Annotated in this window: 17 protein-coding genes; 15 read left to right on the top strand and 2 right to left on the bottom strand. The window is 38.7% G+C overall.

Going from position 1 to position 24,994, the window contains the following annotated elements:
* Nucleotides 1–58: 58 nt before the first annotated feature.
* From FNN08_RS07285 to FNN08_RS07265, 5 genes are all read left to right on the top strand, one after another.
* Nucleotides 59–5,131 carry a response regulator gene (locus FNN08_RS07285; protein ID WP_143584048.1) on the top strand — a complete coding sequence of 1,691 codons (5,073 nt, stop codon included), beginning with the start codon at nucleotides 59–61 and terminating at the stop codon, nucleotides 5,129–5,131.
* A 286-nt stretch (nucleotides 5,132–5,417) separates the two neighbouring features.
* Nucleotides 5,418–6,473, top strand: coding sequence for a two-component system response regulator (locus tag FNN08_RS07280; protein WP_143584047.1), 1,056 nt, complete (start codon nucleotides 5,418–5,420; stop codon nucleotides 6,471–6,473).
* A gap of 203 nt (nucleotides 6,474–6,676) precedes the next feature.
* On the top strand, nucleotides 6,677–8,602 hold the full coding sequence (gene dnaK, locus FNN08_RS07275; protein ID WP_143584046.1) for a molecular chaperone DnaK: 1,926 nt from the start codon (nucleotides 6,677–6,679) through the stop codon (nucleotides 8,600–8,602).
* Between the two features lie 138 nt (nucleotides 8,603–8,740).
* Nucleotides 8,741–9,880 carry a molecular chaperone DnaJ gene (dnaJ, locus tag FNN08_RS07270; protein WP_143584045.1) on the top strand — a complete coding sequence of 380 codons (1,140 nt, stop codon included), beginning with the start codon at nucleotides 8,741–8,743 and terminating at the stop codon, nucleotides 9,878–9,880.
* Nucleotides 9,881–10,128: 248 nt separating this feature from the next.
* Nucleotides 10,129–10,857 (top strand): tetratricopeptide repeat protein, encoded by a 729-nt coding sequence (locus tag FNN08_RS07265; protein ID WP_143584044.1) that lies wholly within the window; start codon nucleotides 10,129–10,131, stop codon nucleotides 10,855–10,857.
* A 74-nt stretch (nucleotides 10,858–10,931) separates the two neighbouring features.
* On the opposite strand, the gene FNN08_RS07260 is transcribed toward FNN08_RS07265, so the two are convergent.
* Nucleotides 10,932–11,396: an Lrp/AsnC family transcriptional regulator gene (locus FNN08_RS07260; protein WP_143584043.1), complete on the bottom strand. Its 465-nt coding sequence runs from the start codon at nucleotides 11,394–11,396 to the stop codon at nucleotides 10,932–10,934.
* 122 nt (nucleotides 11,397–11,518) lie between these two features.
* Between FNN08_RS07260 and FNN08_RS07255 the strand changes: the two genes are divergently transcribed.
* Genes FNN08_RS07255 through FNN08_RS07245 form a run of 3 tightly spaced genes read left to right on the top strand, consistent with a single transcriptional unit; the run spans nucleotide 11,519 to nucleotide 13,549 of the window.
* Nucleotides 11,519–12,130 (top strand): elongation factor P hydroxylase, encoded by a 612-nt coding sequence (locus FNN08_RS07255; RefSeq protein WP_143584042.1) that lies wholly within the window; start codon nucleotides 11,519–11,521, stop codon nucleotides 12,128–12,130.
* Nucleotides 12,117–13,250, top strand: a complete 1,134-nt coding sequence (locus FNN08_RS07250) for an ATP-NAD kinase family protein (RefSeq protein ID WP_143584041.1) — start codon at nucleotides 12,117–12,119, stop codon at nucleotides 13,248–13,250. Before FNN08_RS07255 ends, FNN08_RS07250 begins: the two co-directional genes overlap by 14 nt.
* 26 nt (nucleotides 13,251–13,276) lie before the next feature.
* Complete coding sequence (locus FNN08_RS07245) at nucleotides 13,277–13,549, top strand: YfcL family protein (protein ID WP_143584040.1); 273 nt, start codon at nucleotides 13,277–13,279, stop codon at nucleotides 13,547–13,549.
* Between the two features lie 3 nt (nucleotides 13,550–13,552).
* Here the strand turns inward: FNN08_RS07245 and mnmC are convergent, their stop codons facing one another.
* A complete protein-coding gene (gene mnmC / locus FNN08_RS07240) occupies nucleotides 13,553–15,622 on the bottom strand; it encodes a bifunctional tRNA (5-methylaminomethyl-2-thiouridine)(34)-methyltransferase MnmD/FAD-dependent 5-carboxymethylaminomethyl-2-thiouridine(34) oxidoreductase MnmC (RefSeq protein ID WP_143584039.1) in 2,070 nt (689 codons plus the stop codon).
* Nucleotides 15,623–15,796: 174 nt separating this feature from the next.
* Here mnmC and fabB point away from each other — a divergent pair, with 174 nt between their 5' ends.
* From fabB to folC, 7 genes are all read left to right on the top strand, one after another.
* Nucleotides 15,797–17,008, top strand: coding sequence for a beta-ketoacyl-ACP synthase I (gene fabB, locus FNN08_RS07235; RefSeq protein WP_143584038.1), 1,212 nt, complete (start codon nucleotides 15,797–15,799; stop codon nucleotides 17,006–17,008).
* A gap of 157 nt (nucleotides 17,009–17,165) precedes the next feature.
* Nucleotides 17,166–18,287, top strand: coding sequence for a 4-phosphoerythronate dehydrogenase (locus FNN08_RS07230; RefSeq protein ID WP_143584037.1), 1,122 nt, complete (start codon nucleotides 17,166–17,168; stop codon nucleotides 18,285–18,287).
* Nucleotides 18,288–18,299: 12 nt separating this feature from the next.
* Nucleotides 18,300–19,316 (top strand): aspartate-semialdehyde dehydrogenase, encoded by a 1,017-nt coding sequence (locus FNN08_RS07225; RefSeq protein ID WP_143584036.1) that lies wholly within the window; start codon nucleotides 18,300–18,302, stop codon nucleotides 19,314–19,316.
* Nucleotides 19,317–19,573: 257 nt separating this feature from the next.
* Nucleotides 19,574–21,580, top strand: a complete 2,007-nt coding sequence (locus FNN08_RS07220; RefSeq protein ID WP_143584035.1) for a FimV/HubP family polar landmark protein — start codon at nucleotides 19,574–19,576, stop codon at nucleotides 21,578–21,580.
* A gap of 189 nt (nucleotides 21,581–21,769) precedes the next feature.
* Nucleotides 21,770–22,549, top strand: coding sequence for a tRNA pseudouridine(38-40) synthase TruA (gene truA, locus FNN08_RS07215; RefSeq protein ID WP_143584649.1), 780 nt, complete (start codon nucleotides 21,770–21,772; stop codon nucleotides 22,547–22,549).
* A 282-nt stretch (nucleotides 22,550–22,831) separates the two neighbouring features.
* Nucleotides 22,832–23,695, top strand: a complete 864-nt coding sequence (gene accD / locus FNN08_RS07210; RefSeq protein ID WP_143584034.1) for an acetyl-CoA carboxylase, carboxyltransferase subunit beta — start codon at nucleotides 22,832–22,834, stop codon at nucleotides 23,693–23,695.
* Between the two features lie 37 nt (nucleotides 23,696–23,732).
* Nucleotides 23,733–24,992 carry a bifunctional tetrahydrofolate synthase/dihydrofolate synthase gene (gene folC / locus FNN08_RS07205; protein ID WP_143584033.1) on the top strand — a complete coding sequence of 420 codons (1,260 nt, stop codon included), beginning with the start codon at nucleotides 23,733–23,735 and terminating at the stop codon, nucleotides 24,990–24,992.
* The last annotated feature ends 2 nt before the right edge of the window (nucleotides 24,993–24,994 follow it).

Here is a 24,994-nt window from a genome sequence, read left to right as displayed (position 1 = left end):
AAATCTAATTCATTTTATATACTAGTTGATAGACCGGATAAAAAATAATTATTTATTAATGAATTACTTAAAAAATAGTGTATTAAAATTTTTCGTTAGCTTTTTCATTGTTGTGAGCTCCTGTGCTTCTTCTGATGAACTTCCCCCTGACTTAGTACAATGGGCTAATCAAAATCCAATCGTTACCGTTGGTATCGACTCGCAATTTCCGCCATTTGATTATATCGATGAACAAAATATGCCATCTGGTATTGGCCACTTATCTAGACAAGCATTAAATGCAGTTTTACCTTTAACGTTAGAAGTAGCTTCAAGCACAGATTTTGCCAGTGAGTATGAAAAAGTTAAACAGGGGCAAATCGATCTGTTATCTATTTGTGCGAGCTCTGCAGAGCGAGCTAAAGATGTACTTTTTACCAAGCCTATTTTAACCTTTACCTCGGTTGCTGCGGTTAATCGAAATTCTAATATATCTTCCATTGCCGATATTAATAAAAGCCATAAAGTAGGCATAACTAAAGGCTATGTAACACTTGATTATGCTCAGCAATTAGTTGGTAAAGACAATGTTATTCAAACAGAAAGCACCGAGCAAGGCTTAAGACTTGTTGAAGAAGGTAAACTCGATGCTTTTATCACCTATTTATATACTTTGGTTTATTCTGAAAAAACTTTTAATATTAAAGGGTTAAGGCCTATATCTTTAGAAGGCTTTGAATCATTCGATTTAGGTTTTTGTGTCAATAAAGATAAACCAGAATTAGTTGAAATAATCAATTGGGGTATCGACCAAGTTGGAAAAAATTCATTTAGTAAGTTTCAGCTGCAGTGGTCGGAGACATTTCAAAATAAAAAAGAAGTTATCAAAGCACAAACTAATACCACCCTTTATAGCACCATAGTTATTAGTATTTTCGTCTTAATTTTTGTGTACTTTTTTTCGCAAAAATATACGGATCAAATCGCAATGAAATTTGGTACTTCGCGCTTTAAAAGTATTTATATATTGTCCATTGTTTTATTGATTGTCATTATCAATGCTGGCATGAGTTTATATTTAGCCGAATTTAAAAAGGATGCATTAAACGAAGCAAGTGAAAAACTTGATGTTTCTCTCGCTGGCATCTCAGCCAATTTGGATGGTTGGTATAAATCGAGAGCGGATTTAGTCGATAGAATTAGTGAGCTGCCTTATTTTGTTTCTCTAACGCAAGAGCTAAAAGCCAATAAACACGGTCAAGCCGCCACTGATAACATGATAGAGTTTTTTAAATACCGTCCATCGGTATTTATCAATAATCGCTCGATTAGTATTATTGACTTAAACGGTGAGGTTATCTACAGCCCAGTCCAAGAGTTAATTTCTAGCCAATCTGAAATAGCTAATCAACGCGGTGAATTATTTGACAGTGTGGTGGCTGGAAATACTGAATTTATCCCCGCCATAAAAAATGATATTTTTAATACTCCAGATGATATTAATAGTGATGAAATTGCTATTTATATTGCTAGCCCCATTATTGATGATAACGATAATGTCATTGCCGTGTTTACCATGCAATTTAATCTAGATGGCAGTTTTTCCAAGATATTCAAAGAATCAGGATTTGGTAAGACCTTAGAAACTTATGCTATTGACAGTAATGGTTATATGGTTGCAGAAGGGCAACTCGTTAAGCAACTTTACAATAGTGGTAAATTAGACATAAGTAAGCCCGCAATACTAAATGTGCAATTACCTGATGTTGATAATAGTCATATTGTCGATAGTGCTCGTTTTAAGTTAAATCGTGATAATTTAATTGGTTATTATGACTATCGTGGTGAGAAGGTTATTGGCTCTGCGCTGTGGATGGCAGATTTAAACTTTTCAGTAGTGGCAGAGATAGATCAAAAAGAAGTATATAAAAACTATTTAGAGCTAAGAGATTTATTTATCTTAATTTTATCTTTTATTAGTTTGATTATTATCTCATTATCATTATTTATGTTTGTTATTTCGCGCCGTGCTAATGAAATTAACAATCGCTCAAAAGAAGAATTAGAAGTTATTGTGAATGAGCGCACGCAAGAGCTGCAAATATTAGAGAACAAGAGTAGCTCGGTCTTAAGCTCTGTTGCTGATGGTATTTTCGGTATTGATGAATCTGGCCGTTGCGTGTTTTTTAATGAGTCAGCAAGTGAAATACTTGGTTTTAACGAATCGGAAGCTATAGGTAAGTGTTTCTTTGATTTGTTTTATCTTCATGAAAAACAAGACAATATAGCACCACGGGAAAGAAACCCAATTTTTGAGGCTATTGATAAGCAAGTTGTATCACGCATTGACTCGGCAAGTTTTACTCGTAAAGATGGCTCACACGTTATGGTTGAATATAGCGTTGCGCCTATTATCGAAAATAAAAATAGCTCCAATTCGTTAGCGGCCGTTATTGCCTTTCAAGATATCTCTGAACGCCTTCTAGAAAAAGAGCGCATAGAGCGTATCTTAGGATCGGCACCTATTTCGATGTTAGTTGTTAATCAACAAGATATTATTGAAAAAATCAATGACACTACAGTGAAGATGCTTGGTTGGACTAAGCAAGAGCTTATTGGCCAGCCTTTAATTTCTATTGTGCCACATCACCGCCGTGATGAGCATATCACTTTTACCAAAGAGTATTGGCTTGACCCTGTTATTCACCATAGTGGTAATGCCGATATTCCATTAGATATTTTAACTAAAAGCGGTAAAACCATCGAAGTAGAGTCAGTTTATACGCCAATTATACTTGGCGATGAACAACTTCTTATTGTATCTCTTCGTGATGTAACTCAAGAAAACTCTGCGAAAAAAGCCTTGTTTGATGCCAAAGTTTTAGCCGATGAAGCCAGTCGAGCTAAATCGGACTTCTTAGCTAACATGAGTCATGAAATTCGCACACCAATGAATGCCATAATTGGTATGTCGCATTTAGCGTTAGAGTCTAATTTAGAGACTAAACCTCGAAACTATATTCAAAAAGTGAATCGGGCAGCAGAGTCTCTACTTGGCATTATAAACGATATTTTAGATTTTTCTAAAATTGAGGCCGGTAAACTCGACCTAGAAAACATTGATTTTCATATCGAAGATGTAATGAATGACCTGTCCCACATCATAGGCATACAAACACACGAGAAAGGTCTTGAGCTGTTATATAACATTAACTCCGATGTGCCTGTTTTTGTTAAAGGTGACCCATTACGTCTGAGTCAAATACTAATTAACCTTGCTAATAATGCAACTAAGTTTACTGAACAAGGCCAAATTGTTATCTCGATTAAGCTAGTTGAAATGGCTGGTGAAAATATTAAATTGCGCTTTGCTGTGCAAGATTCGGGCATAGGTATGAGCCCAGAGCAGCAGCAAAAATTATTTAAATCATTCTCACAGGCAGACTCTTCAACCACGCGAAAATATGGTGGTACAGGATTAGGCTTAACTATTTGTAAAAACCTTGTTGGTTTAATGGGTGGGAGTATTTGGCTTGAAAGTGAAGTAGGTAAGGGAAGTTGTTTTTATTTTGATGTAAATCTTGAGTTACCTGAAGGCGAACTTGAGCATAAGTTTAGCGAGCAGCAAATACAATTGCTGGCAGATAAAAGCGTTTTACTCGTAGATGATAACCCTATGGCTCTTGATGTTTTAGCGAATATTATGACCTCGTTTCAATGTAAAGTTACTACCGCAACCAGCGGCTTAGAAGCGATTTCATTGGTACAAGATAGCGCGACAGAATTTGATTTTGTCATGATTGATTGGAAAATGCCTGGGCTTGATGGCTTACAAACTATAAATAAACTTAAAAACTTGGTTTCAACCAATACTAAGCATTTTATTATGGTTACAGCTCATGGCCGAGAGGAAATAAAGCGCCATGTAGAAGCTAGCGATCAAAATAGCGTTGATAGTTTCTTAGCCAAGCCAGTAACGGCCTCTTCAGTATTTGATGAAATGATGATTTTACTTGGAGAGTCTTATGTAGCCACCACTCGTAAAGTTAAGAAAACGGACGCCTTGCGCGAGCATCAACAAGCTCTGGCCGGTGCAAAAGTCTTGCTGGTAGAAGATAATGAACTAAACCAAGAACTTGCTTTAGAGTTACTAAGACAATCTGATATTATTGTTGATTTAGCCGAAAACGGTCAGCAAGCCGTTGATATGGTTAATTTAAATGAATATGATGGCGTGCTGATGGATTTACAAATGCCTATCATGGATGGTTACACCGCAACGGGTGCCATTCGCCAAGAACACCCTAATTTACCGATTATTGCGATGACAGCAAATGCAATGGCGGGAGATAAAGAAAAAGTACTTGCTGCAGGGATGAATGATCATATTGCCAAGCCTATTAATGTCACCGACATGTTTAGCACTATGGATAAGTGGATAACAGCTTCGGGCTTAACTGCGAGCCAGCAACAAGTCGTCGCCAATACTATTGCTAGCATAGATAAACCCAAACCTGCTGTCGATATTGCTCTAGCAAGCTTTAGCTATATTAATATTAGTGCCGGGCTTGCAGTAAGTAATGGTAATTCAGAGTTATATGCACGTCTGTTGAAAAAATTTATTTCTAACCAAAGTGAATTTTATGTCAACTTCAGCGAAGCTTGGTCTGAACATAAAATGGATGAGGCAATTTTAATTGCTCATACACTAAAAGGGACGTCGGGAAATATTGGAGCCAAGGTATTACAGCAACAAGCCGGCGTATTAGAGCAAGCATGTATTAATAATCTTGCCACAGAAATAATATCTACTGAATTTCAATTGTGTTGTAAGAAATTACAAGATGTTATTACTGAATTAGTGGCTTTTTTCGAAAATCAGCCAAAAACAGATAAGCCGTCTACAATAAGTAATGAAACCGAACAAATTAGCTTAAAAGACTTACAGTCTAAAATTATAAAATTGCATACTATGGTTGCTGATTTTGAAACCGATGCACTTGAATTAGCAGAGCAATTAGTTTCATTAATTAATGAACCAAAAGCCCAAGATGAGTTCAACAAGATACTACGGGCTATTGAAAGTTATGACTTTGATCAAGCAGATAACTTACTTAAGCAGTTTATTGTTGAGAATGAGTTGGATAAATAAATGAATAAACAAGTCAACACCTTAGTAGTAAATGCTCTCATAAATAGAGAAAATATTTAATGACCGAACAAGCGACAATTCTAGTTGTAGACGCCAATTGTTTGAGTGCTGATAACACATGTAATTGCAAATGCACAGTTACTGCAACATTTATAAATAGAGAAAAAATTTAATGACCGAACAAGCGACAATTCTAGTTGTAGACGCCAATTGTTTGAGTGCTGATAACTCTTGTAATTGCAAATGCACAGTTACTGCAACATTTATAAATAGAGAAAATATTTAAATGACCGAACAAGCGACAATTCTAGTTGTAGACGACAATGCCGATAACATTGATGTTCTTAATGGCATCTTAAGGCCTTTATATAAGGTTAAAGCTGCATTGAATGGTGAAATTGCGCTTAAAATTGCTAATGCTAAACAAAAGCCGGATTTAATATTACTTGATGTAATGATGCCTGAAATGGATGGCCATGAAGTTTGTCGTAAATTAAAAAGTAATCCTGTCACCTCCAATATCCCAGTTATTTTTGTCACCGCAAAAACTGAAATTCAAGATGAAAAAATCGGCTTTGAACTTGGCGCTGTTGATTACATAACTAAGCCGGTAAGTGTGCCAATTGTACAAGCTCGAGTTAAAACACAATTAGCCTTATACGATCAACAAAGAGAATTAGAACGCCAGGTATCCGCTCGCACTGAGCAACTTGAAATTACTCGAGCCGAAATCATCAAACGATTAGGCCGTGCTGCTGAATTTAAAGATAATGAAACCGGCATGCATGTTATACGCATGAGTTGGTATGCTAAGTTCTTGGCAGAAGAGATTAATGCCAACGATGAATGGGTGGATTTAGTATTTAACGCCGCACCTATGCATGATATTGGCAAAATAGGTATTGCTGATAGCATCTTACTCAAACCTGGCAAATTAAATGAGCATGAGTGGATCGAAATGCAGCGCCATGTTGAATATGGCGCAGAAATTTTAGGCACTCATCAATCGCCATTACTCTCTATGGCGGTAGAAATCTGTTTATATCATCATGAGAAGTTTGATGGCACTGGTTATCCACATCAACTTAAAGGTGAAGAAATTCCATTGTCTGCTCGTATTGTTGCACTTGCTGATGTCTATGATGCCTTAACATCTGAGCGACCATATAAAAAGTCATGGTCGGCAGAAGAAGCTATGGAATATATCGAGCAACAGTCAGGTAAGCATTTTGATCCAGAGCTAGTCCCAGCGTTTAAAAATTGTTTAACAAAAATTAGGCAAGTAATGCAAGATTATGGCGATCAACAAGAAGAACTTACCTTTGGCAATCGTCATAAGTAGTTATTTTCAAGTCTTAAATGGCTAATCGCCAAAGCCCAAACGGTAAAAACTAAGTTAAAAAGCCTCTATTTAGAGGTTTTTTTGCTTTTTTTCATATTTTTTTACTTTTTTTTCTGTTTTTCTATTGAAAAGCAATATTTGCTCCCCCACTAAGAAAGGTATCAAAATTATGTTTTAAATGTTTTATTACGGAGATCCTAAAAATGGGCAGAATAATCGGTATTGACCTTGGGACAACAAACTCTTGTGTTGCTGTTTTAGATGGCGACAGTGTACGTGTAATTGAGAACGCTGAAGGCGATCGCACAACTCCTTCAATCATTGCTTACACAGCAGAAGGCGAAACGTTAGTTGGTCAACCAGCTAAGCGTCAATCAGTAACTAACCCTAAAAATACATTATTCGCTATCAAGCGCTTAATTGGTCGTCGTTTTGAAGACAAAGAAGTTCAACGTGACATCAGCATCATGCCATTTGGTATTGTTAAAGCTGACAACGGTGACGCTTGGGTTACAGCAAACGACAAAAACGTTGCTCCACCACAAGTTTCTGCTGAAGTTTTAGCAAAAATGAAAAAAACTGCGGAAGACTACCTTGGTGAAGAAGTGACTGAAGCAGTTATTACTGTTCCTGCATACTTCAATGACTCACAACGTCAAGCAACTAAAGATGCTGGTCGTATTGCTGGTCTTGATGTTAAACGTATTATCAACGAGCCAACTGCTGCAGCCCTTGCTTACGGTATGGATAAGCAAGAAGGCGACCGTGTTGTTGCTGTATATGACTTAGGTGGTGGTACATTCGATATCTCTATCATCGAAATTGATGAAGTTGAAGGCGAGCACACATTTGAAGTATTAGCGACTAACGGTGACACGCACTTAGGTGGTGAAGATTTCGATAACCGTTTAATCAACTACCTAGTAGATGAATTTAAGAAAGACGCAGGCATGGATTTAACAACAGATCCACTTGCAATGCAGCGTTTAAAAGAAGCGGCTGAAAAAGCTAAGTGTGAATTATCATCTGCACAACAAACTGATGTTAACTTACCTTACATCACAGCTGACGCTTCAGGTCCTAAGCACATGAACGTTAAAGTTACTCGTGCAAAATTAGAATCATTAGTTGAAGACATGGTTAAAGCAACACTTGAGCCACTTAAAACAGCTCTTGCGGATGCCGGTTTATCAACAAGCGAAATTACTGATGTAATCATGGTTGGTGGTCAAACACGTATGCCATTAGTACAAAAAGCGGTTTCTGATTTCTTCGGTAAAGAGCCTCGTAAAGACGTTAACCCTGACGAAGCAGTAGCAAGTGGTGCAGCGGTTCAAGGTGGTGTTTTATCTGGTGATGTGACTGACGTTTTACTACTAGACGTTACTCCTTTATCTCTAGGTATTGAGACTATGGGTGGTGTGATGACTAAAGTTATCGACAAAAACACAACTATCCCAACGAAACAGTCACAAACGTTCTCAACAGCTGAAGATAACCAATCTGCAGTAACTGTACATGTTGTTCAAGGTGAGCGTAAGCAAGCCTCTTTAAACAAGTCTCTAGGTCAATTTAACCTAGAAGGTATCGACGCAGCACCTCGTGGTACGCCACAAATCGAAGTTACTTTCGATATCGATGCTGATGGTATCTTGCACGTAACTGCTAAAGATAAGAACACTGGTAAAGAGCAAAAGATCACAATCAAAGCATCTTCTGGTTTATCTGATGATGAAGTAGATCAAATGGTACGCGACGCAGAAGCAAATGCTGATGCCGATGCTAAATTTGAAGAGCTAGTTACTGCTCGTAACCAAGCTGACGGTATGGTACATGCTACACGTACACAAATTACTGAAGCTGGTGATGACTTACCAAGCGAAGATAAAGAGAAAATCGAAGCAGCATTAACTGAGCTTGAAGAAGCGATTAAAGGCGATGACAAAGAAGCGATTGATGCTAAGACTCAAGCGTTAATGGAAGCATCTGCTAAGTTAATGGAAATTGCGCAAGCAAAAGCACAAGCTCAAGGCGGTGCTGCTCCAGAAGGTCAAGCTCAAGAACAAGCTCAACCTGCTGAAGATGTTGTAGATGCTGAGTTTGAAGAAGTAAAAGACGACAAAAAATAATCACTACTTTTATAAGTAAGTATTATTAAAACGCTTAAAGCGCTACAGGGATTTCTCATGTGGCGCTTTATTGTTTAATGAATAATATCAAGTTCATTGACGAACCTGATATAAAGATAAATTGAAGTAAAAACTATTATGTCAAAACGTGATTATTATGAAGTTCTAGGGCTAAGTTCAGGTGCCACAGAACGTGAAATTAAAAAAGCTTACAAACGTCTTGCTATGAAATTCCATCCGGATCGCACTAAAGGCGATAAGGATAAAGAAGAGCAATTTAAAGAAGTTAAAGAAGCTTACGAAGTTTTAAATGATGATCAAAAGCGTGCTGCTTACGATCAATATGGCCATGCAGCCTTTGAACAAGGCGGTCACGGTGGTGGCGGCGGTTTCGGTGGCGGCTTTGGCGGTGGTGGCTTTGACGATATCTTTAGTGATATTTTCGGCGGCGGCAGAAGTCGTGGTGGTCAATCGCATAACCGTAGAGGTTCTGATTTACGCTATAACTTAGACCTAACTCTTGAAGAAGCGGTTAAAGGTAAAACGGTTGAGCTAAAAGTTCCAACGTATGTTAACTGTGAACCTTGTGATGGCAGTGGTGCTAAAAAAGGCTCATCGGCGTCAACTTGTTCAACTTGTCATGGTCATGGCCAAGTACAAATGCGCCAAGGTTTATTTGCAGTACAGCAAACTTGTCCAACATGTTCTGGTCGCGGTAAAGTAATTAAAGACCCATGTACCAAGTGTCGTGGTCAAGGTCGTGTTGAAAAGACCAAGACTTTATCAGCTAAAATACCAGCAGGTGTGGATACTGGTGACAGAATTCGTTTATCGGGTGAAGGTGAAGCCGGAGAAATGGGCGCACCAGCAGGTGATTTATATGTACAAGTAAACGTACGCGACCATAAGATATTTGTGCGTGACGAAAACAACTTATACTGTGAAGTACCAATTAGTTTCACTAGCGCAGCGCTTGGGGGTGAAATCGAAGTACCAACACTTGAAGGCAAAGTTAAGCTGAAAATCCCAAGTGAAACGCAAACCGGTAAGATGTTCCGATTACGTGGTAAAGGGGTTAAGTCGGTACGCAGTTCAATGACCGGTGATTTAATGTGTAAAGTCGTGATTGAAACGCCAGTTAATTTAAACAGCGAGCAAAAAGAGCTACTGACTAAATTGCAAGAAAGTATGGGCGAGGGCAAAGCTGCTGGCCATAACCGACCAAAAGAGCAAGGCTTTTTTGATGGTGTAAAAACTTTCTTCGATAACTTAAAATAAATTAAGTTTTCAATATAATAAAGGCTGCTTCGCAGCCTTTTTTGCTACTAAGGATGGTAGTAATCCGATACCGCCGGGAGCGAAGTATCGGTTGCCTTCAGGGACGAAGGTATGCCGAAACGCCAAGGACGGTTTTGTTTCGGTAGTATTAGGGGGAAAGCATTTTATATCCGTGCCTCATTCACTTTCACAAACTCATTTAAAATTGTATATACTTAATATAATTAAACTTTATAAGGATAAGTGCGATGACTTCAAATAGATTATTATTTGTTTTGCTCTTCTCAATTTTTACTAGCTTACCTGCGCAAGCAGAATATAACGATGCGGTCGAAATGATCAATCGTGGTGATTTTATTGGTGCAATCGAAGAGTTAAAGCCTTTAGTTGAACTAGGCTATCCGCCGGCATTATTTCAACAAGCAGGGCTTTATGAAAATGGCCAAGGTATTGCCAAAAATGAATTAAAAGCATTTGAGCTATATCACAGAGCCGCTGGTCGAGGTATTGCAGAGGCACAATTTGCCTTAGCACAAATGTATTTTGATGGCCGAGGTACGGTAAAAAACAATCAGCAAGGCTTTGAATATACAAGGCGCTCGGCTGAAAAAGGCTTGGCAGCTGCTCAGTTTAACTTAGCAGTGATGTACCAAGAAGGGGTTATTGTACCGTTAAATTATGGTAAAGCTGCAGTCTGGTATCGAGATGCAGCGATGCAAAATTATGCGTTTGCGCAATTTAACCTGGCACTACTTTATTATGAGGGCAAAGGCGTGACCAAAAATATTGAAGAGTCGTATATTTGGAATCGCGTAGCCGCATTTAACGGCCATAAAGATGCTGAAACCAGTATGAACATGGACTCTAAGCAACTTTCTCGTGATCAAATCAAACGTTGCCGCGATAAAGCCGATGCGTTGTATTTAAAGATTGCCCCAGATGTAGATAACTACAAACCTTTCACCTTCGACGGCTAACAAATAAATATCAAGGTGTCAGAGTCGTTGAACTCGTTCAACGACTCTGACACCTTGATATTGACCCTCTTGATTTAGTTGAACGTTGGGATTGCCGGGCTGCGGCTGTGCTCAAACACTAGTGAGGTTTCAACATTAGTTACTTCATCTCTTGAAGTGATAGCTTCAAATACGAAGCGGCGCAAGTGCTCGGTATCTTTAACTGACATATGAATATAGAAATCAAAAGCGCCGCCCATATGAAACATACTGATAATTTCTGGAAGCACTAACAACTCATCACGTAAGTTATTAACGATTTGCTCAGAATACGGCTGCAATTGAATTGCCGCCATCGCTTGAATATTACCACCTATGGTATTGTAGTTGACGTCAATGAATGAGCCTTTAATTACCCCGGTACTTTTTAAACGTTTTACGCGCTCTAAACATGTTGACGGGGCAGTGCCAATTTTACTGGCTAACTCTTTATTAGTGATATCCGCATCATTAAAAAGCAAGGTCAATATTTGTAAATCGATATCATCAAGTTTTTTCATGGTAATTGTTCGTTGTTTTTATCGCGATTAGATGAATTTAGTTTATTAGAAAGTTATTAGACTTGCTATAAAATTCGGTTAAAATAGCGCTATTAGAAACTTTCGTTAATTACAGCCATTTAATGTCGCATAAATATCAAGATCTCATACATATTTTCGCCGAGCAGTTTGCCGAGAGTGAAAATACTCTATTAGTAAAAGGCGATGATGAGCCTATTTATTTACCTGCTAATGAGCAACATAAACAGCACCGCATTATTTTTGCGCATGGCTTTTATGCAAGTGCTTTACATGAAATTTCGCATTGGTGTATCGCCGGTAAAGAAAGACGCTTATTAGAAGACTTTGGTTATTGGTATGAACCTGATGGCAGAGATGAAAAACGCCAAGCACAATTTGAAGCCGTTGAAATTAAGCCACAAGCAATTGAATGGGCATTTTGTTTGGCCAGCAAGTTTAAATTCAATGTATCTGCAGATAATTTAAACGGCTGTGAGGTAGACAGGTATGGTTTCCAAAAGAAAGTGCAGCAACAAGCGTTAAATTATTTAGAGCAAGGTTTTCCTAAAAGAGCACAGCAATTTATCGATGCGTTAATAGCGTTTTACCAACCTGGATTTGTACTAGCAGCCGATAGCTTTAATGTGGAAGATTACTCAGCAATGGCATCGACAATGATTGATGCCACTATTAGACAACATAGACTTGAAGAAGTAGTTAATGAAACAATTTAAACTGGGTTTTTTTGTTAATCCCATTGCTGGACTCGGTGGTAGTGTAGCCTTAAAAGGCAGCGACGGCGTTGATACGCCAAGCCAAGCCTTAGCGCTTGGTGCCGAGCCAAAAGCTAACTTACGAGCGAAATTAGCGCTAGAAGTATTACTGCCATATAAAGACAAAATAGTTATCTATACTGCCGCTAATGATATGGGCGAAAACATAGCTAAACAACTTGGTTTTAACGTTGAAGTGCTCTATCACTATCAAGATGAAGCGACATCGGCAACAGATAGTGAAAATGCTACTAAGGTGATCCAAGACTTTGGTGTTGATTTGTTGTTATTTGCTGGTGGCGACGGTACCGCTCGTAATGTTTGTCATCAAATTGATGGTTACTTTCCGGTATTAGGCATACCAGCGGGCTGCAAAATTCACTCTGGTGTGTATGCTCTTACGCCAACGGCTGCAGGCCGAGTGGTTGAGCAAATGGTTAATAACGAGTTAGTGTCACTTACCGAAGCCGATGTCATGGATATTGATGAGGTTGCTTTTCGCACCGGTGTGGTTAAAGCAAGACGGTATGGCGAGATGCAAATTCCGAGTCAGCTGCAATACATCCAAGCGGTTAAATCAGGTGGTAAAGAAACCGATGAGTTAGTATTAATGGATATTGCTGCTCATGTGGTTGAGCTTATGGATGAAGAGCTTTTTGTTATGGGCTCTGGCTCAACTGTTGCTGCGGTAATGGATGAAATCGCCCTAGATAATACTTTATTAGGTGTCGATTTAATTCAACAACAAGAACTCATTAAAAGTGATGTTATTGAAAGTCAGCTATATGAAGCTATCAAAGCTAGTGAGCATGGAGTTAAACTTGTGATCACGGTAATTGGTGGCCAAGGGCATATATTTGGCCGAGGTAACCAGCAACTAAGCCCAAGAGTTATAAGGGCCATTGGCCTTGATAATATTATTGTTATCGCCACTAAAACTAAGTTGCAAGCATTAGCGCAAAGACCGCTTATTGTTGATACTGGTGATGTTGAACTCGATACTCAGTTATCGGGTTTTATTCCTGTGGTTACAGGATTTCACGATCAAGTACTTTATCCTGTGGCAAGCCCAGGTTTGTGATCGAAAATTATTAAATAGAGAATAAAATGAATTTAGAAAATGTTAAAACCGTCGCCGATCTTTGCCAATACTTTGACAGTTTAATTGATCATGATGACGACGATTTACTGTTTGCCAGTAGCTATGTTCGCGGTTTCTTAGTTGTTGCTGCGGTTGAATTTGGTGATGAACAGCAAGCACTGACTAATGAGCTATATGATCTTGTTACATCGCAACTTGACGCAGCACGCAGCGAGTTAACGCCACGTGATAAAGTGATTGTCGATAATTTTTGGAGCAGCTTAAAAACTAGCTTCTAGCTCTTACTTCCTTTTTATCAAATCGCGAATAACAAAACGGTTGGCGGCAAGATTGAATAGCATCTCATCATCAACCGGATAAACTTCATCACACAACTCACTTACCAAAATATCAGCAAGTAACGGCGCTGTGCAAAGTCCGCGAGCGCCAAGCCCGGTAAGTACAAATAGCCCAGGGTAGATAGGTGCAGGTTGTTCAAAGTGCCAATTCTTATCTTTACTTAAGTGCTGATAATACTCTTTATGTAATTCTACATTGGGTAATTGGCCGACAATTGGCATATGATCTGGTGTGCAGCAACGCAGCCTTGCTTTACTGCCTTTTACATCTTTAATTGTCCAGTTAGATATATCACCTAAACAACGCTCTAGCATTGTAAGGTTATACTCATCATCCTCGCTTCTGCTTGCAATATCACTGTCACCTTTATCAAAGGTAGCGCCAATACAATGAATGCCATTACTTTGCGGGGTTAAATAACCTTTATGGCAAAGCACAGCTTTTAAGTTCGCAACTTTTTCATTGGTTTGCATTTGCGATACTTGGCCGCGCACTTGGCTTAGAGGTAAGTCTTTGAGTACCTCAATATTTAAACTATCAGCGCCTGCACAAACAACGACATGCTTTGCCGTTTTTTGGCCTTTATTGCTAGTGAGTAGCCAGTGGCCATTTTCAAGTTGTTTAATATCAGTGATATGACGGTTGGTTTTTACTTTACAAAAGCCGGTGTCAATTGCTGCTTGCATCACCGCGTTAACAAGCTCAGGAGGAGACACCCAACCAGCTTTAGGCATATGTAGACCTGGGTGGCCAACAGCAATATTGGCAATCTCATCAACTTCTTGTGCTGATACGCCATGAATAAGTGAAGCAGGCCAAGGGGAGTTTTGTTTAAAAAACTCAACTCGTTTAGCTAAAGGCTGTTTATAAGCCACTTCTATCAAGCCATCAAAACCATGACTAAATTTATAGCCATCATCTAGCAATTGCTTATAGAGTTTAAGCGCATGCTCAAAGCCTTGTTGATAAAATAAACTAATAGTGTCTTGTTGCTGATGAATTAATGGAAATATTGCACCGACTGCGTTACTTGATGCTCCATTGGCAATCGACCTGTCCTTACAATATAAATTAACGCGAATGCCTTTTTTAGCTAATGCTAATGCGCTACAAGCAGATGCTAAGCCACCACCAATGATGGTGACATGTTTAGGGCGCTCAGTTTTTATAACATTTCGACGCTTAAAGCCATTAAGGGTTTTGCCTTGACGTAAGCCTAAGAATACAGCTGCGAGAGTTTCACTTTTAGCTGATTCATTAGTTTGAGGATTATTGTCACTGTTTGCATCGATTGATTGAGCTTTTTGTTTTTGCAGCTTATAACCAACATTCGCTAAACCTTCTCTAACTAATTTGGCGACAGTAAATGTTGCTAAGGTTGAGCGCTTTTTAGCGAGGCGAGCAATTTGCTTAAATAACTCATTGCTCCACATGCTAGGATTTTTTTGTGGCGCAAAGCCGTCAAGATACCAAGCATCAATACAGCCCTCATTGTCACAGTTAATTGCAGAGTAAGCAGTCGCAGCATCAGATAGATAGACCGTTAGTGATACATCGCCTTTCGCGAAAGTCATTTTGCAGCTGTTTTCTTGATAACTATACTGAGTTAACATCTGGGCTGATAAATCTGCTAACTGCGGCCATAAAGCCAGAGAACGTTTTAAATCTTCATGGCTAAGCGGGTATTTTTCACAACTAATAAAGCTAAGAGTTAAGTTAGACTGACTCTGTTTTTTAAATTCAATAAATTTTTGCAGGGTAAGTAAAAAATTTAATCCAGTACCAAAACCAGTTTCAGCAATAACAAACTCTTTCACTGGGTTTTTCGAGTCTTTATTTTGCTCTGCAATTTGTTGCCAACGCTTTTCAATATTATTTCCATTGATGAACACTTGTTCGCTTTGTGAGCAACTGGTACTTGGATCGAAATAAATATCATTAAATTCTGCTGATCTTGGCGAACCATCGGCTTGAAAGTCTATTTTCGCTGTATTTATCAATTGTTTACTCAAGCTAACTCTGGATTTGTTATGGTAGTTATAGTAAATTTTACCCCCATAAAGCGTAGGAAGCTAGTCACTGTTTTTATAAAACAGCGTACAAGTGTACACTGGACAGACCAGATTTGGTCTAAAACGTAGTATGATACGCGCAATTAAACAAACTTTAATGATGGTTATAAAAATATGAAACGTGTAGTTATTACAGGTCTAGGTATTGTTTCTTCTATTGGTAACAATGCAAATGAAGTACTAGATGCTTTACAAAATGGTCGTTCAGGCATTACTCGCTCTGAAAGTTTTGAAGAAAATGGCTTAAAAAGCCATGTTTGGGGTCAACCAAACATTACCCCAAGCGAGCACATTGATCGTAAAGTTATGCGTTTTATGGGCGATGCGGCAGGTTATGCTTATATCGCGATGGAAGAAGCTATTGCTGATGCAAAATTAACAGATGAGCAAGTGTCAAACGTACGTACTGGTTTAGTTGCTGGTTCTGGCGGCGCATCATCAATGAACGTTATCAGTTCATCAGATACTTTACGTAATAAAGGTATTCGCCGTGTAGGTCCTTATGCGGTACCTAAGACTATGTCTAGTACTTGTTCTGCATGTTTAGCAACACCATTTAAAATTTTAGGTGTTAACTATTCAATCAGTTCAGCTTGTGCAACTTCTGCTCACTGTATTGGTCACGCTGCTGAATTAATTCAATTAGGCAAGCAAGATATCGTTTTTGCTGGCGGCGGTGAAGAAGTAGATTACTCATTAGCTATGATGTTTGACGGTATGGGCGCATTATCAACTAAATATAATGACACTCCTGAACTTGCTTCACGCACATACGATGCAAACCGTGACGGTTTTGTTATCTCTGGTGGTGGCGGTATGGTTGTAGTTGAAGAACTAGAACATGCTCTTGCTCGTGGCGCACACATTTATGCTGAAATCGTTGGTTACGGCGCAACTTCAGATGGCTACGATATGGTTGCTCCAAGTGGTGAAGGTGCGGTTCGTTGTATGCAACAAGCTATGCATGGTGTTGAAGGTAAAGTTGATTACTTAAACACTCACGGTACTTCAACTCCTGTTGGTGATGTTAAAGAACTTGGTGCTATCCAAGAAGTATTTGGTCACGATTCACCAATGATCTCTGCAACTAAAGCTATGTCAGGCCATGCACTAGGTGCAGCTGGTGTACACGAAGCAATTTACACTATGTTAATGATGGAAAATAACTTTGTTGCTCCTTCGATTAACGTTGATGAATTAGATGAGAAAGCTCAAGGTTTAAACATCATTACTGAGAAAATTGATGCTGAAATTAACTTAGCTATGTCTAACAGCTTCGGTTTTGGTGGTACAAACGCAACATTAGTAATGGCTAAATATAAATAATATTTAATTTATTACGTATAGGGGGCTGGGTTTATCCCGGCCCTTTTTCGTTATTTTCGACGATTAACGTGCGAAAATTCCGATGATTAACGTGCGAAAAATTTCGCACCAACGAAATCGGCAGGTCCGAATTTATTCGGACGTTATTGGTATAAAGATGAATATTTTTTACGATGAAAACATCCCATACGCAAAAGAGTTCTTTGGCGATTTTGGCAATCTCACTGCTTTCTCAGGACGTGACTTAACACCAGAGCAAGTTAAAGATGCCGATGTTTTATTAGTACGTTCAATAACCAAAGTAAATGAGCAACTATTAAGTCAAAATACACGTATTAAGTTTGTGGGCACAGCAACAATCGGCTTTGACCATATTGACAAAGATTACTTAGCCAGTCGTAATATCGAATTTACCAACGCACCAGGTTGTAATGCTGTATCGGTTGGTGAATATGTTTTAAGTGCCATTATGGTGATGTCAGAGCGCCTATCATTTAATTATTTTGATAAAACTGTTGGTATCGTTGGTGGTGGTAATACTGGGACGCGTTTAGCTGAAAAACTTGATGCGCTTAATATTTCTTACTTAATGCATGACCCTTTCCTTGAGAGTGCCGGCGATAGCCGAAAATTTAGCTCGTTAGAGCAAGTACTCGCTTGCGATATCGTGTCTTTACATGTGCCATTAACTAAAACTGGTGAATATCCTACTTTTCACTTACTTAATGAAGAGCGTTTACAGGCATTAGCAACAGAGCAAATATTAATTAACGCATGTCGCGGTGAAGTAGTTGATAATCAAGCACTACTTAGCTTAAAGCAAGCTAAGCAGGGGCCGCATTTAGTCCTTGATGTTTGGGAAAATGAACCAAATGTTTTACTCGAGCTTATCCCATATTGCCAAATAACCTCCGCCCATATTGCTGGTTATAGCTTAGAAGGAAAAGCACGTGGCACAGAAATGCTTTATTTGGCATTATCTAAATTAGTTAAAACACCGGCTAAACATCAGCTTGCTCAGTTTTTACCACAAGCTGATTTTAGTGAAATAACTGAGCAAAGTAACCAGCGAGTTGAGCATATTAGAGCACGCGTTTTTCAAGTGTATGATGTGCGCCGCGACGATAAAATATTTCGCGAGCAACTTAGTAAACACGGTTTTGACTATTTACGTAAAAATTACCCTGTTAGAAGGGAGTTTAGTGCGCTAGTATTAGGCTCTGAGCAAAAAAACTGTTTAGCAATAATAAAAAATCTTGGATTCAACCTGACAAAGTAAATGAGTGAGATCATGGCACAAAAATTTGATGTAGTAGTATTAGGTGCAACCGGCCTTGTTGGCAAGCACATGATGGAAATTTTAGAAGAGCGAAAGTTCCCTGTAAATAACCTTTACCCATTAGCGAGTAGCCGCAGTGCTGGTGAAGTAATTGAATTTGACGGTAAAAGCATTGAAGTAATTGATGCTGATACATTTGATTTCTCACAAGCCCAAATTGCTTTCTTTTCAGCCGGTGGTGCAACTTCAGCTAAATTTGCTCCAATTGCAGCTGAAGCTGGTTGTGTGGTTATTGATAACACTTCAGAGTACCGCTACGATCCAGAAATCCCATTAGTTGTACCAGAAGTTAACCCGCAAGCATTAGCTGATTTTCGTAACCGCAATATTATTGCCAACCCGAATTGTTCAACAATTCAGATGATGGTTGCATTAAAACCAATTTATGATGCTGTAGGTATTGAACGTATCAACGTGAGCACATATCAATCAGTTTCTGGCGCGGGTAAAGAAGCAATTGAAGAGTTAGCAAAGCAATGTGCTGATTTACTGTCAGGTAAACCGGTTAAAGTAGAAGCGTTCTCACGTCAAATCGCGTTTAACTCAATTCCACAAATCGATGTGTTTATGGAAAATGGTTACACCAAAGAAGAAATGAAAATGGTATGGGAAACTAAAAAGATTTTAGGTGATGAATCTGTTTTAGTTAATCCTACTGCAGTTCGTGTACCTGCTTTTTATGGCCATGGTGAAGCGCTGCACATTGAAACTACTCAACAAACATCAGCTGAGCAAGTAAAAGAAATTCTTGCTAATGCACCAGGTGTAGTTGTTGCCAACAACGATGAAGATTTCCCTACACAAGTAAGCGATGCTAGCGGTAAAGATGAAGTGTTTATTGGCCGTATTCGCGAAGATATTTCTCATGTTAATGGCATTAACATGTGGATTGTTGCTGATAACGTACGTAAAGGCGCAGCAACGAACAGTGTACAAATTGCCGAGTTATTAGTTAAAGATTACTTTTAATAGCTAAGCAATACAGCTGTAATTTTAAAGCCAGAAATTAAACCTAGCTCTATATTTTGATAGTATTGGTTTAATCTCTGGTTTTTTAGTATCTACAAATAGAGCGCAAGCTTGCATCTTTAGTGCTTGCGGGTATATCATAGTTAAAATAAAAATTAACAAACGATTTACCTGATGTGGTCATCATTTAGGGTGTTGCAGGCGGATCGTTTATCTAACGTTGTACAGCCCATGCTTACAAATAAAGGAATTGATTCATGGCATCTAACAAGACGTCTATAAAAATAATAAGTACTTGTGCCAGTCTACTCGTTAGTAGTACTGTTTTATTAAGCTCCCCGCTTTATGCGCAAGCACAAACCTCTACGCTAGATAATTCAAATCCACAAAATAACTCAGCAGTTTTTGTTGATGATAACAAAAACAGTTATGGACCGATTTTAAAAAGCGATACCCTTTGGAAGATAGCGGTGGCTCACCGCCCAGATGAAACCGTAACTAATTTCCAAGTTATGATGGCCTTATTTGCCTCCAACCCTAATGCTTTCTTGCGCAACGACATAAATACCTTAGTTGAAGGGCAATATTTACGTATTCCTACTCTTGAAGAGATCAGAACCATAGCGCCTTACTCTTACGGAGAGCAAAATAAAACATCGACCGAAATTGCCGCCAATGATCTTGCTAATGGCAAAGTAGAATCTAAAACTGTTACTAGTACAAATAACAGTAGCGCTGCAGTTAAAACTGAACCCGCAAATAACGACGTAGTAACAAGTGTAGATAGCCCTGAAGCAGTGGCAAGCACACCTGTAGAACTTACAGAACAAGTTAGCAATGAAGCTGCAAGTACCACTATCGAAAGCGTTGCTGTTGAGCCAATTACAGTCGCTGCAACTAATGAAAGCGCAACACCTGAGTCAGAGCTTAATATTGTTCAAGAAAACAAAGAATTAAAAGAAAGCTTAACCGCGGTAGATGACCAACTATCTTATTTACAATATGAGGTTGCCAAAGCATCTGAAAAGCAAAGTGAAATGGATGCATTAATTGCTGAACAAAAACGTTTACTTGCGGAATCAAAAAAACGTGAACAAAGGCTTTTAGCTCAACAGCAAGCCTTAGCTAAACAACGTGAAGGCTTACTTAACAACCCTATATCATATTGGTCAACTACTGGCGTATTGGCCATTTTAGTGATTATTTTATTTGTATTGGTTTCTCGTCGACGTAGCAGTGAGCAACTTGCGAGTAATAACCAACAAGCACTAGCGGGCGAAAACTCGGCTAAGCCAAAAACTGAAGTAAGTAAAACTACAGCAGCGACTGAGAAAGAAAGCAATGTTGTAAGTAAAACCACTGAAAGCGCTAAAGAGCAAGACAGCTTTGACAAAAGCGATGCTGACTTAAGTTTATTCGCAGTTCAAAATGAAAGTAGCATCTTTACCAGCAAGAATACTGAACCTGAATCATCTGCTGAAAAAGTTGAAGACGTTAAAACAAAACCAGAAAATGAACATGTTGAAACAGCATTTTCAAAAATAGATTTAGCCAGTGAGCAAGGTAATGATGAACAATTACTTACCGATGAAGACCTACTTAATAGCTTAGTAAATGATACGCCGCAAAAAAAACAGCCAAGTATTAATGAAGTCGAATTACCAAATGATAATGATTTAGATATAGATGAAATCATTAACGGTATGCTTGATGAAGATACCAAGCCGGCACAATTGCGCTCAAGCATTACAGGTAATAGCAAACCTGAATCAACAGAGCCTAAGCCAGCTAAAGTTAACGAAATCAATGATTTTGATGATGTAGAGTTTGATAAGTTACTTGAAGAAATATCTGCCCAAACTAATGACGTAGTTATCACACCGGCAAGTAATGTAGTAAAAATGCAACCTGCTACAGAGGTAAAACCTAATAAGCAGAGCTCGCAAGCAGAACAAGATTATATCGCCATTGAGCAACTGATAGAAGAAAGTGAAGAAGTTGAAGCGGTTGTCGAAGAAGAAGTTTACGATGGTGACAAAATCGATGTTGGACTTGATGAGTTTCCAGAATTTGCTCAAGATGTAAAACACGTTGATGTTGATGACGATAAAAATGGTGTTAATGCCAAACTTGATTTAGCCCAGGTTTATATTGAAATTGGTGATTTAGATAATGCCGCTGTTATTTTAAAAACAGTAATGAAACTTGGTAGTTCATCACAGCAACAACAAGCGCAAACCTTGCTATATTCATTGCACGATTAGCGTTATGCTTAACTAGCTAGCACAAGTTATTAAATACCGGCCACAAGCCGGTATTTTTTTGCCTGCCAAGTGATAACACCTAATGGCGTTGCTATAAAACATTCAGGTTTGTAAGTCGCAAGCAAATATAAGATAATGCGCGCCATTAACAGATTATTACTGCAACTATTGAGATGAAACAAGGTTATGATGAGATTTGCATTAGGCATTGAATACGATGGTACTAATTATTGTGGCTGGCAGCGCCAGAACCACGTTAATAGCGTACAACAAGAAGTAGAAAAAGCCTTATCAAAAATTGTTAATCAACCAACCGAAGTTGTTTGTGCGGGTCGAACAGATACTGGTGTGCATGGCTTTAATCAAGTGATCCACTTTGATTCACCCGTAGATCGCGGTCAGGCTGCATGGGAGTTAGGGATGAATACTAACTTACCTAAAGATATTGCAGTAAAGTGGAGTCGCTCTGTAAGTGAAGACTTTCATGCGCGCTTTAGCGCTACGGCCAGACAATACCGTTATATTATTTACAACAAGCCATTACGTCCTGCCATAATGAATAAAGGCTTAAGTCATTGCCACTTTCCTTTAGATGCTGATTTAATGCATCAGGCCGCTCAACAGTTAGTTGGCGAGCATGATTTTACCTCACTGCGTACGGTGCATTGCCAAGCCAATTCGCCAATAAGAACCATTCATTTTTGTAACGTTTCGCGCAAAGGCGATTATGTCATTATTGATATTAAAGCCAATGCCTTTTTACAGCATATGGTACGCAATATCGCAGGTACTTTAATGCGAGTAGGGCGTAAACTTGAAAGTGTCGATTGGGTAGGTGAAGTTCTTGCCATGAAAAACCGTTGTAAAGCCGGTATTACTGCGCCATCAGCAGGTTTATATTTTATTGATGTGGATTACCCAGAGCATTTTGGCTTACCTAAAAATAATGAGGGCGGTTTGTTTTTATAAGTACATTTATGTGCTTAAAAATTAGACGGTTAAAACTGATTTGTAGCCAATTGGCTATAGTAATTGGTATAGTTAGCCTAAAATAAGCTAAAATCAAACAAAACAGACCAGTTTTTACTACGTGTCTTAGTTAAAAATATGTTTAAATTAGCGGTCATTATAAAACAAGCAATGACCTGATTAAGCAAGCTTAGCATTGTGACTAAATCAGAGTTTAATAATTTTATATTTAGTGGTTTTAAACGGCTAAATTCATTGAATAAATAATAGGTGTACTCACCCATGAGTTGGATTGAAAAAATTCTACCAAAACCGAAGACTTCATCTTCGAGCAAGCGTAATATCCCTGAAGGTCTTTGGAGCAAATGTACTTCTTGTAATGCAGTACTATACACAGCTGAATTAGAGCGTCAATTAGGCGTATGTCCTAAGTGTGACCATCATATGCGTTTACCAGCACGTAAGCGTATAGAAACATTCTTAGATCAAGGCGAAAAGCAAGAAATTGGCGGAGAACTTGAGCCGAAAGATGTTTTAAAATTTAAAGACTCAAAACGCTATAAAGATCGTATTGCTGCTGCTCAAAAAGCAACTGGCGAGAAAGATGCTTTAGTAGCGCTACGTGGTGAGTTAGCCGGTATGCCTGTTGTAGCTGTGGCTTTTGAATTCTCATTCTTAGGTGGCTCAATGGCATCTGTTGTTGGTGCTCGTTTTGTTAAAGCCGCAGAAGAGTGTTTAAAGCACGACTTACCGTTAGTTTGTTTCTCGGCAAGTGGTGGTGCACGTATGCAAGAGGCATTAATGTCGTTAATGCAAATGGCTAAAACCAGTGCTGCACTTGCTAAAATGAGTGAAAAAGGTTTACCTTTCATCTCGGTTTTAACTGACCCTACTATGGGCGGTGTTTCAGCCTCTTTAGCTATGTTAGGTGATATCAATGTTGGTGAGCCAAAAGCCTTAATTGGTTTTGCAGGCCCACGTGTAATTGAGCAAACCGTTCGTGAAAAATTACCAGAAGGTTTCCAACGCTCTGAGTTCTTACTTGAGCATGGTGCAATTGATATGATCGTTGACCGTCGCCAAATGCGTTCAACTTTAGCGCGCATGATTGCTAAATACATGAAGCACCCAGAGCCAAGCATTTAATAGATAATTATTTTAAATAAACTGGTAAATAAAGTTTATGACAATTTCAAATAGCCACTCAAAGCTTACTAGCCTTAATGAGTGGCTTTTTTATTTAGAGTCTATCCATAGCAAAGAAATTGATATGGGACTCGAGCGTATTTCAAAGGTCGCTAGTCGTTTAGCAATATCGTTAGATAAAAGCAAAGTGATCACCGTCGCCGGCACAAATGGTAAGGGCACAACCTGTGCTTTTATTGAGCATGCATTACTAGCTCAAGGCCATAGTGTTGCTGTTTATTCATCTCCTCATATCGAAAAGTTTAATGAGCGTTTACGCATTAATGCTAAATTAATTACCGATGAACCGCTTATCGATGCATTTAATAAAATAGAGCAAGCTCGCGCTGAAATCTCATTAACATATTATGAGTTTACCACCCTGGCAGCTTTAATTATTTGTCAGCAAATAGCACCAGAGTTTGTCATTTTAGAAGTCGGTTTAGGCGGGCGCTTAGATGCGACAAATATTATTGATAGTGATGTAGCTGTGATCACTAGTATTGATTTAGACCATCAAGCATTCTTAGGAAATGATCGCAGCAGTATTGGTAAAGAAAAAGCCGGTATTGTACGAGCTAATAAACCTGTAATTATCGGTGAGCCAGCAATGCCCACTGATGTACTCGAGTTTTGTGAAAAGCAAAAAGCGATTAGCGTAGTGCGCGAGCAAGATTTTTTTATCACCAATAACATTGATAACCACTGGACCTGGCAATATAAGCTACAACAGTTAAAAGCCTTACCTTTACCATTTATTCCACAAGACAATGTCGCTACAGCGCTTACAACTTTGACCGTATTAGGTTTTGAACTTGAACATAGCAAAGTAAGTGATTGGATCTTAAATATTAAAGTAGAAGGGCGCACCGAAATTATTAGCGAGCAGCCTCTAATTGTTGTTGATGTGGCTCATAATCCACATGCCGCGCGTTATTTAGCAAAGTTTGTACAAAAACAAAACGTGCAAAGAGTTTTTGCGGTAACGGCGATGTTGGCAGATAAAGATATCAAATCAACATTACAGACCATGCTTACATGCGTTGATCATTGGTATGTTGGCTCACTTGATGTTCCTCGCGGAGCAAGTGGCCAAATAATGAGCAAAGCGCTAAAAGATTTAGGCAAAGACTGTAATAGCTTTGACAATATTACTGATGCCTATAGAATGGCTTTAGATAATGCTAATAATAACGACATGATTTTAGTTTTTGGCTCATTTTTTACCGTAGCAAAAATCAAACAATCATTATTCTAAGG

This window comes from Thalassomonas sp. M1454, from assembly GCF_007097525.1.
Lineage (GTDB): Bacteria > Pseudomonadota > Gammaproteobacteria > Enterobacterales > Alteromonadaceae > Thalassotalea_A.
The sequence above is the reverse complement of the archived record's forward strand: the minus strand, read 5'-3'. Positions and strand labels throughout refer to the sequence as shown.

Bases quoted from the DNA above. Each gene is read 5' to 3' on its own strand.
- FNN08_RS07285 (WP_143584048.1), top strand. From the start codon at position 59: ATGAATTACTTAAAAAATAGTGTATTAAAATTTTTCGTTAGCTTTTTC.
- FNN08_RS07280 (WP_143584047.1), top strand. From the start codon at position 5,418: ATGACCGAACAAGCGACAATTCTAGTTGTAGACGACAATGCCGATAAC.
- dnaK (WP_143584046.1), top strand. From the start codon at position 6,677: ATGGGCAGAATAATCGGTATTGACCTTGGGACAACAAACTCTTGTGTT.
- dnaJ (WP_143584045.1), top strand. From the start codon at position 8,741: ATGTCAAAACGTGATTATTATGAAGTTCTAGGGCTAAGTTCAGGTGCC.
- FNN08_RS07265 (WP_143584044.1), top strand. From the start codon at position 10,129: ATGACTTCAAATAGATTATTATTTGTTTTGCTCTTCTCAATTTTTACT.
- FNN08_RS07260 (WP_143584043.1), bottom strand. From the start codon at position 11,396: ATGAAAAAACTTGATGATATCGATTTACAAATATTGACCTTGCTTTTT.
- FNN08_RS07255 (WP_143584042.1), top strand. From the start codon at position 11,519: ATGTCGCATAAATATCAAGATCTCATACATATTTTCGCCGAGCAGTTT.
- FNN08_RS07250 (WP_143584041.1), top strand. From the start codon at position 12,117: ATGAAACAATTTAAACTGGGTTTTTTTGTTAATCCCATTGCTGGACTC.
- FNN08_RS07245 (WP_143584040.1), top strand. From the start codon at position 13,277: ATGAATTTAGAAAATGTTAAAACCGTCGCCGATCTTTGCCAATACTTT.
- fabB (WP_143584038.1), top strand. From the start codon at position 15,797: ATGAAACGTGTAGTTATTACAGGTCTAGGTATTGTTTCTTCTATTGGT.
- FNN08_RS07230 (WP_143584037.1), top strand. From the start codon at position 17,166: ATGAATATTTTTTACGATGAAAACATCCCATACGCAAAAGAGTTCTTT.
- FNN08_RS07225 (WP_143584036.1), top strand. From the start codon at position 18,300: ATGGCACAAAAATTTGATGTAGTAGTATTAGGTGCAACCGGCCTTGTT.
- FNN08_RS07220 (WP_143584035.1), top strand. From the start codon at position 19,574: ATGGCATCTAACAAGACGTCTATAAAAATAATAAGTACTTGTGCCAGT.
- truA (WP_143584649.1), top strand. From the start codon at position 21,770: ATGAGATTTGCATTAGGCATTGAATACGATGGTACTAATTATTGTGGC.
- accD (WP_143584034.1), top strand. From the start codon at position 22,832: ATGAGTTGGATTGAAAAAATTCTACCAAAACCGAAGACTTCATCTTCG.
- folC (WP_143584033.1), top strand. From the start codon at position 23,733: ATGACAATTTCAAATAGCCACTCAAAGCTTACTAGCCTTAATGAGTGG.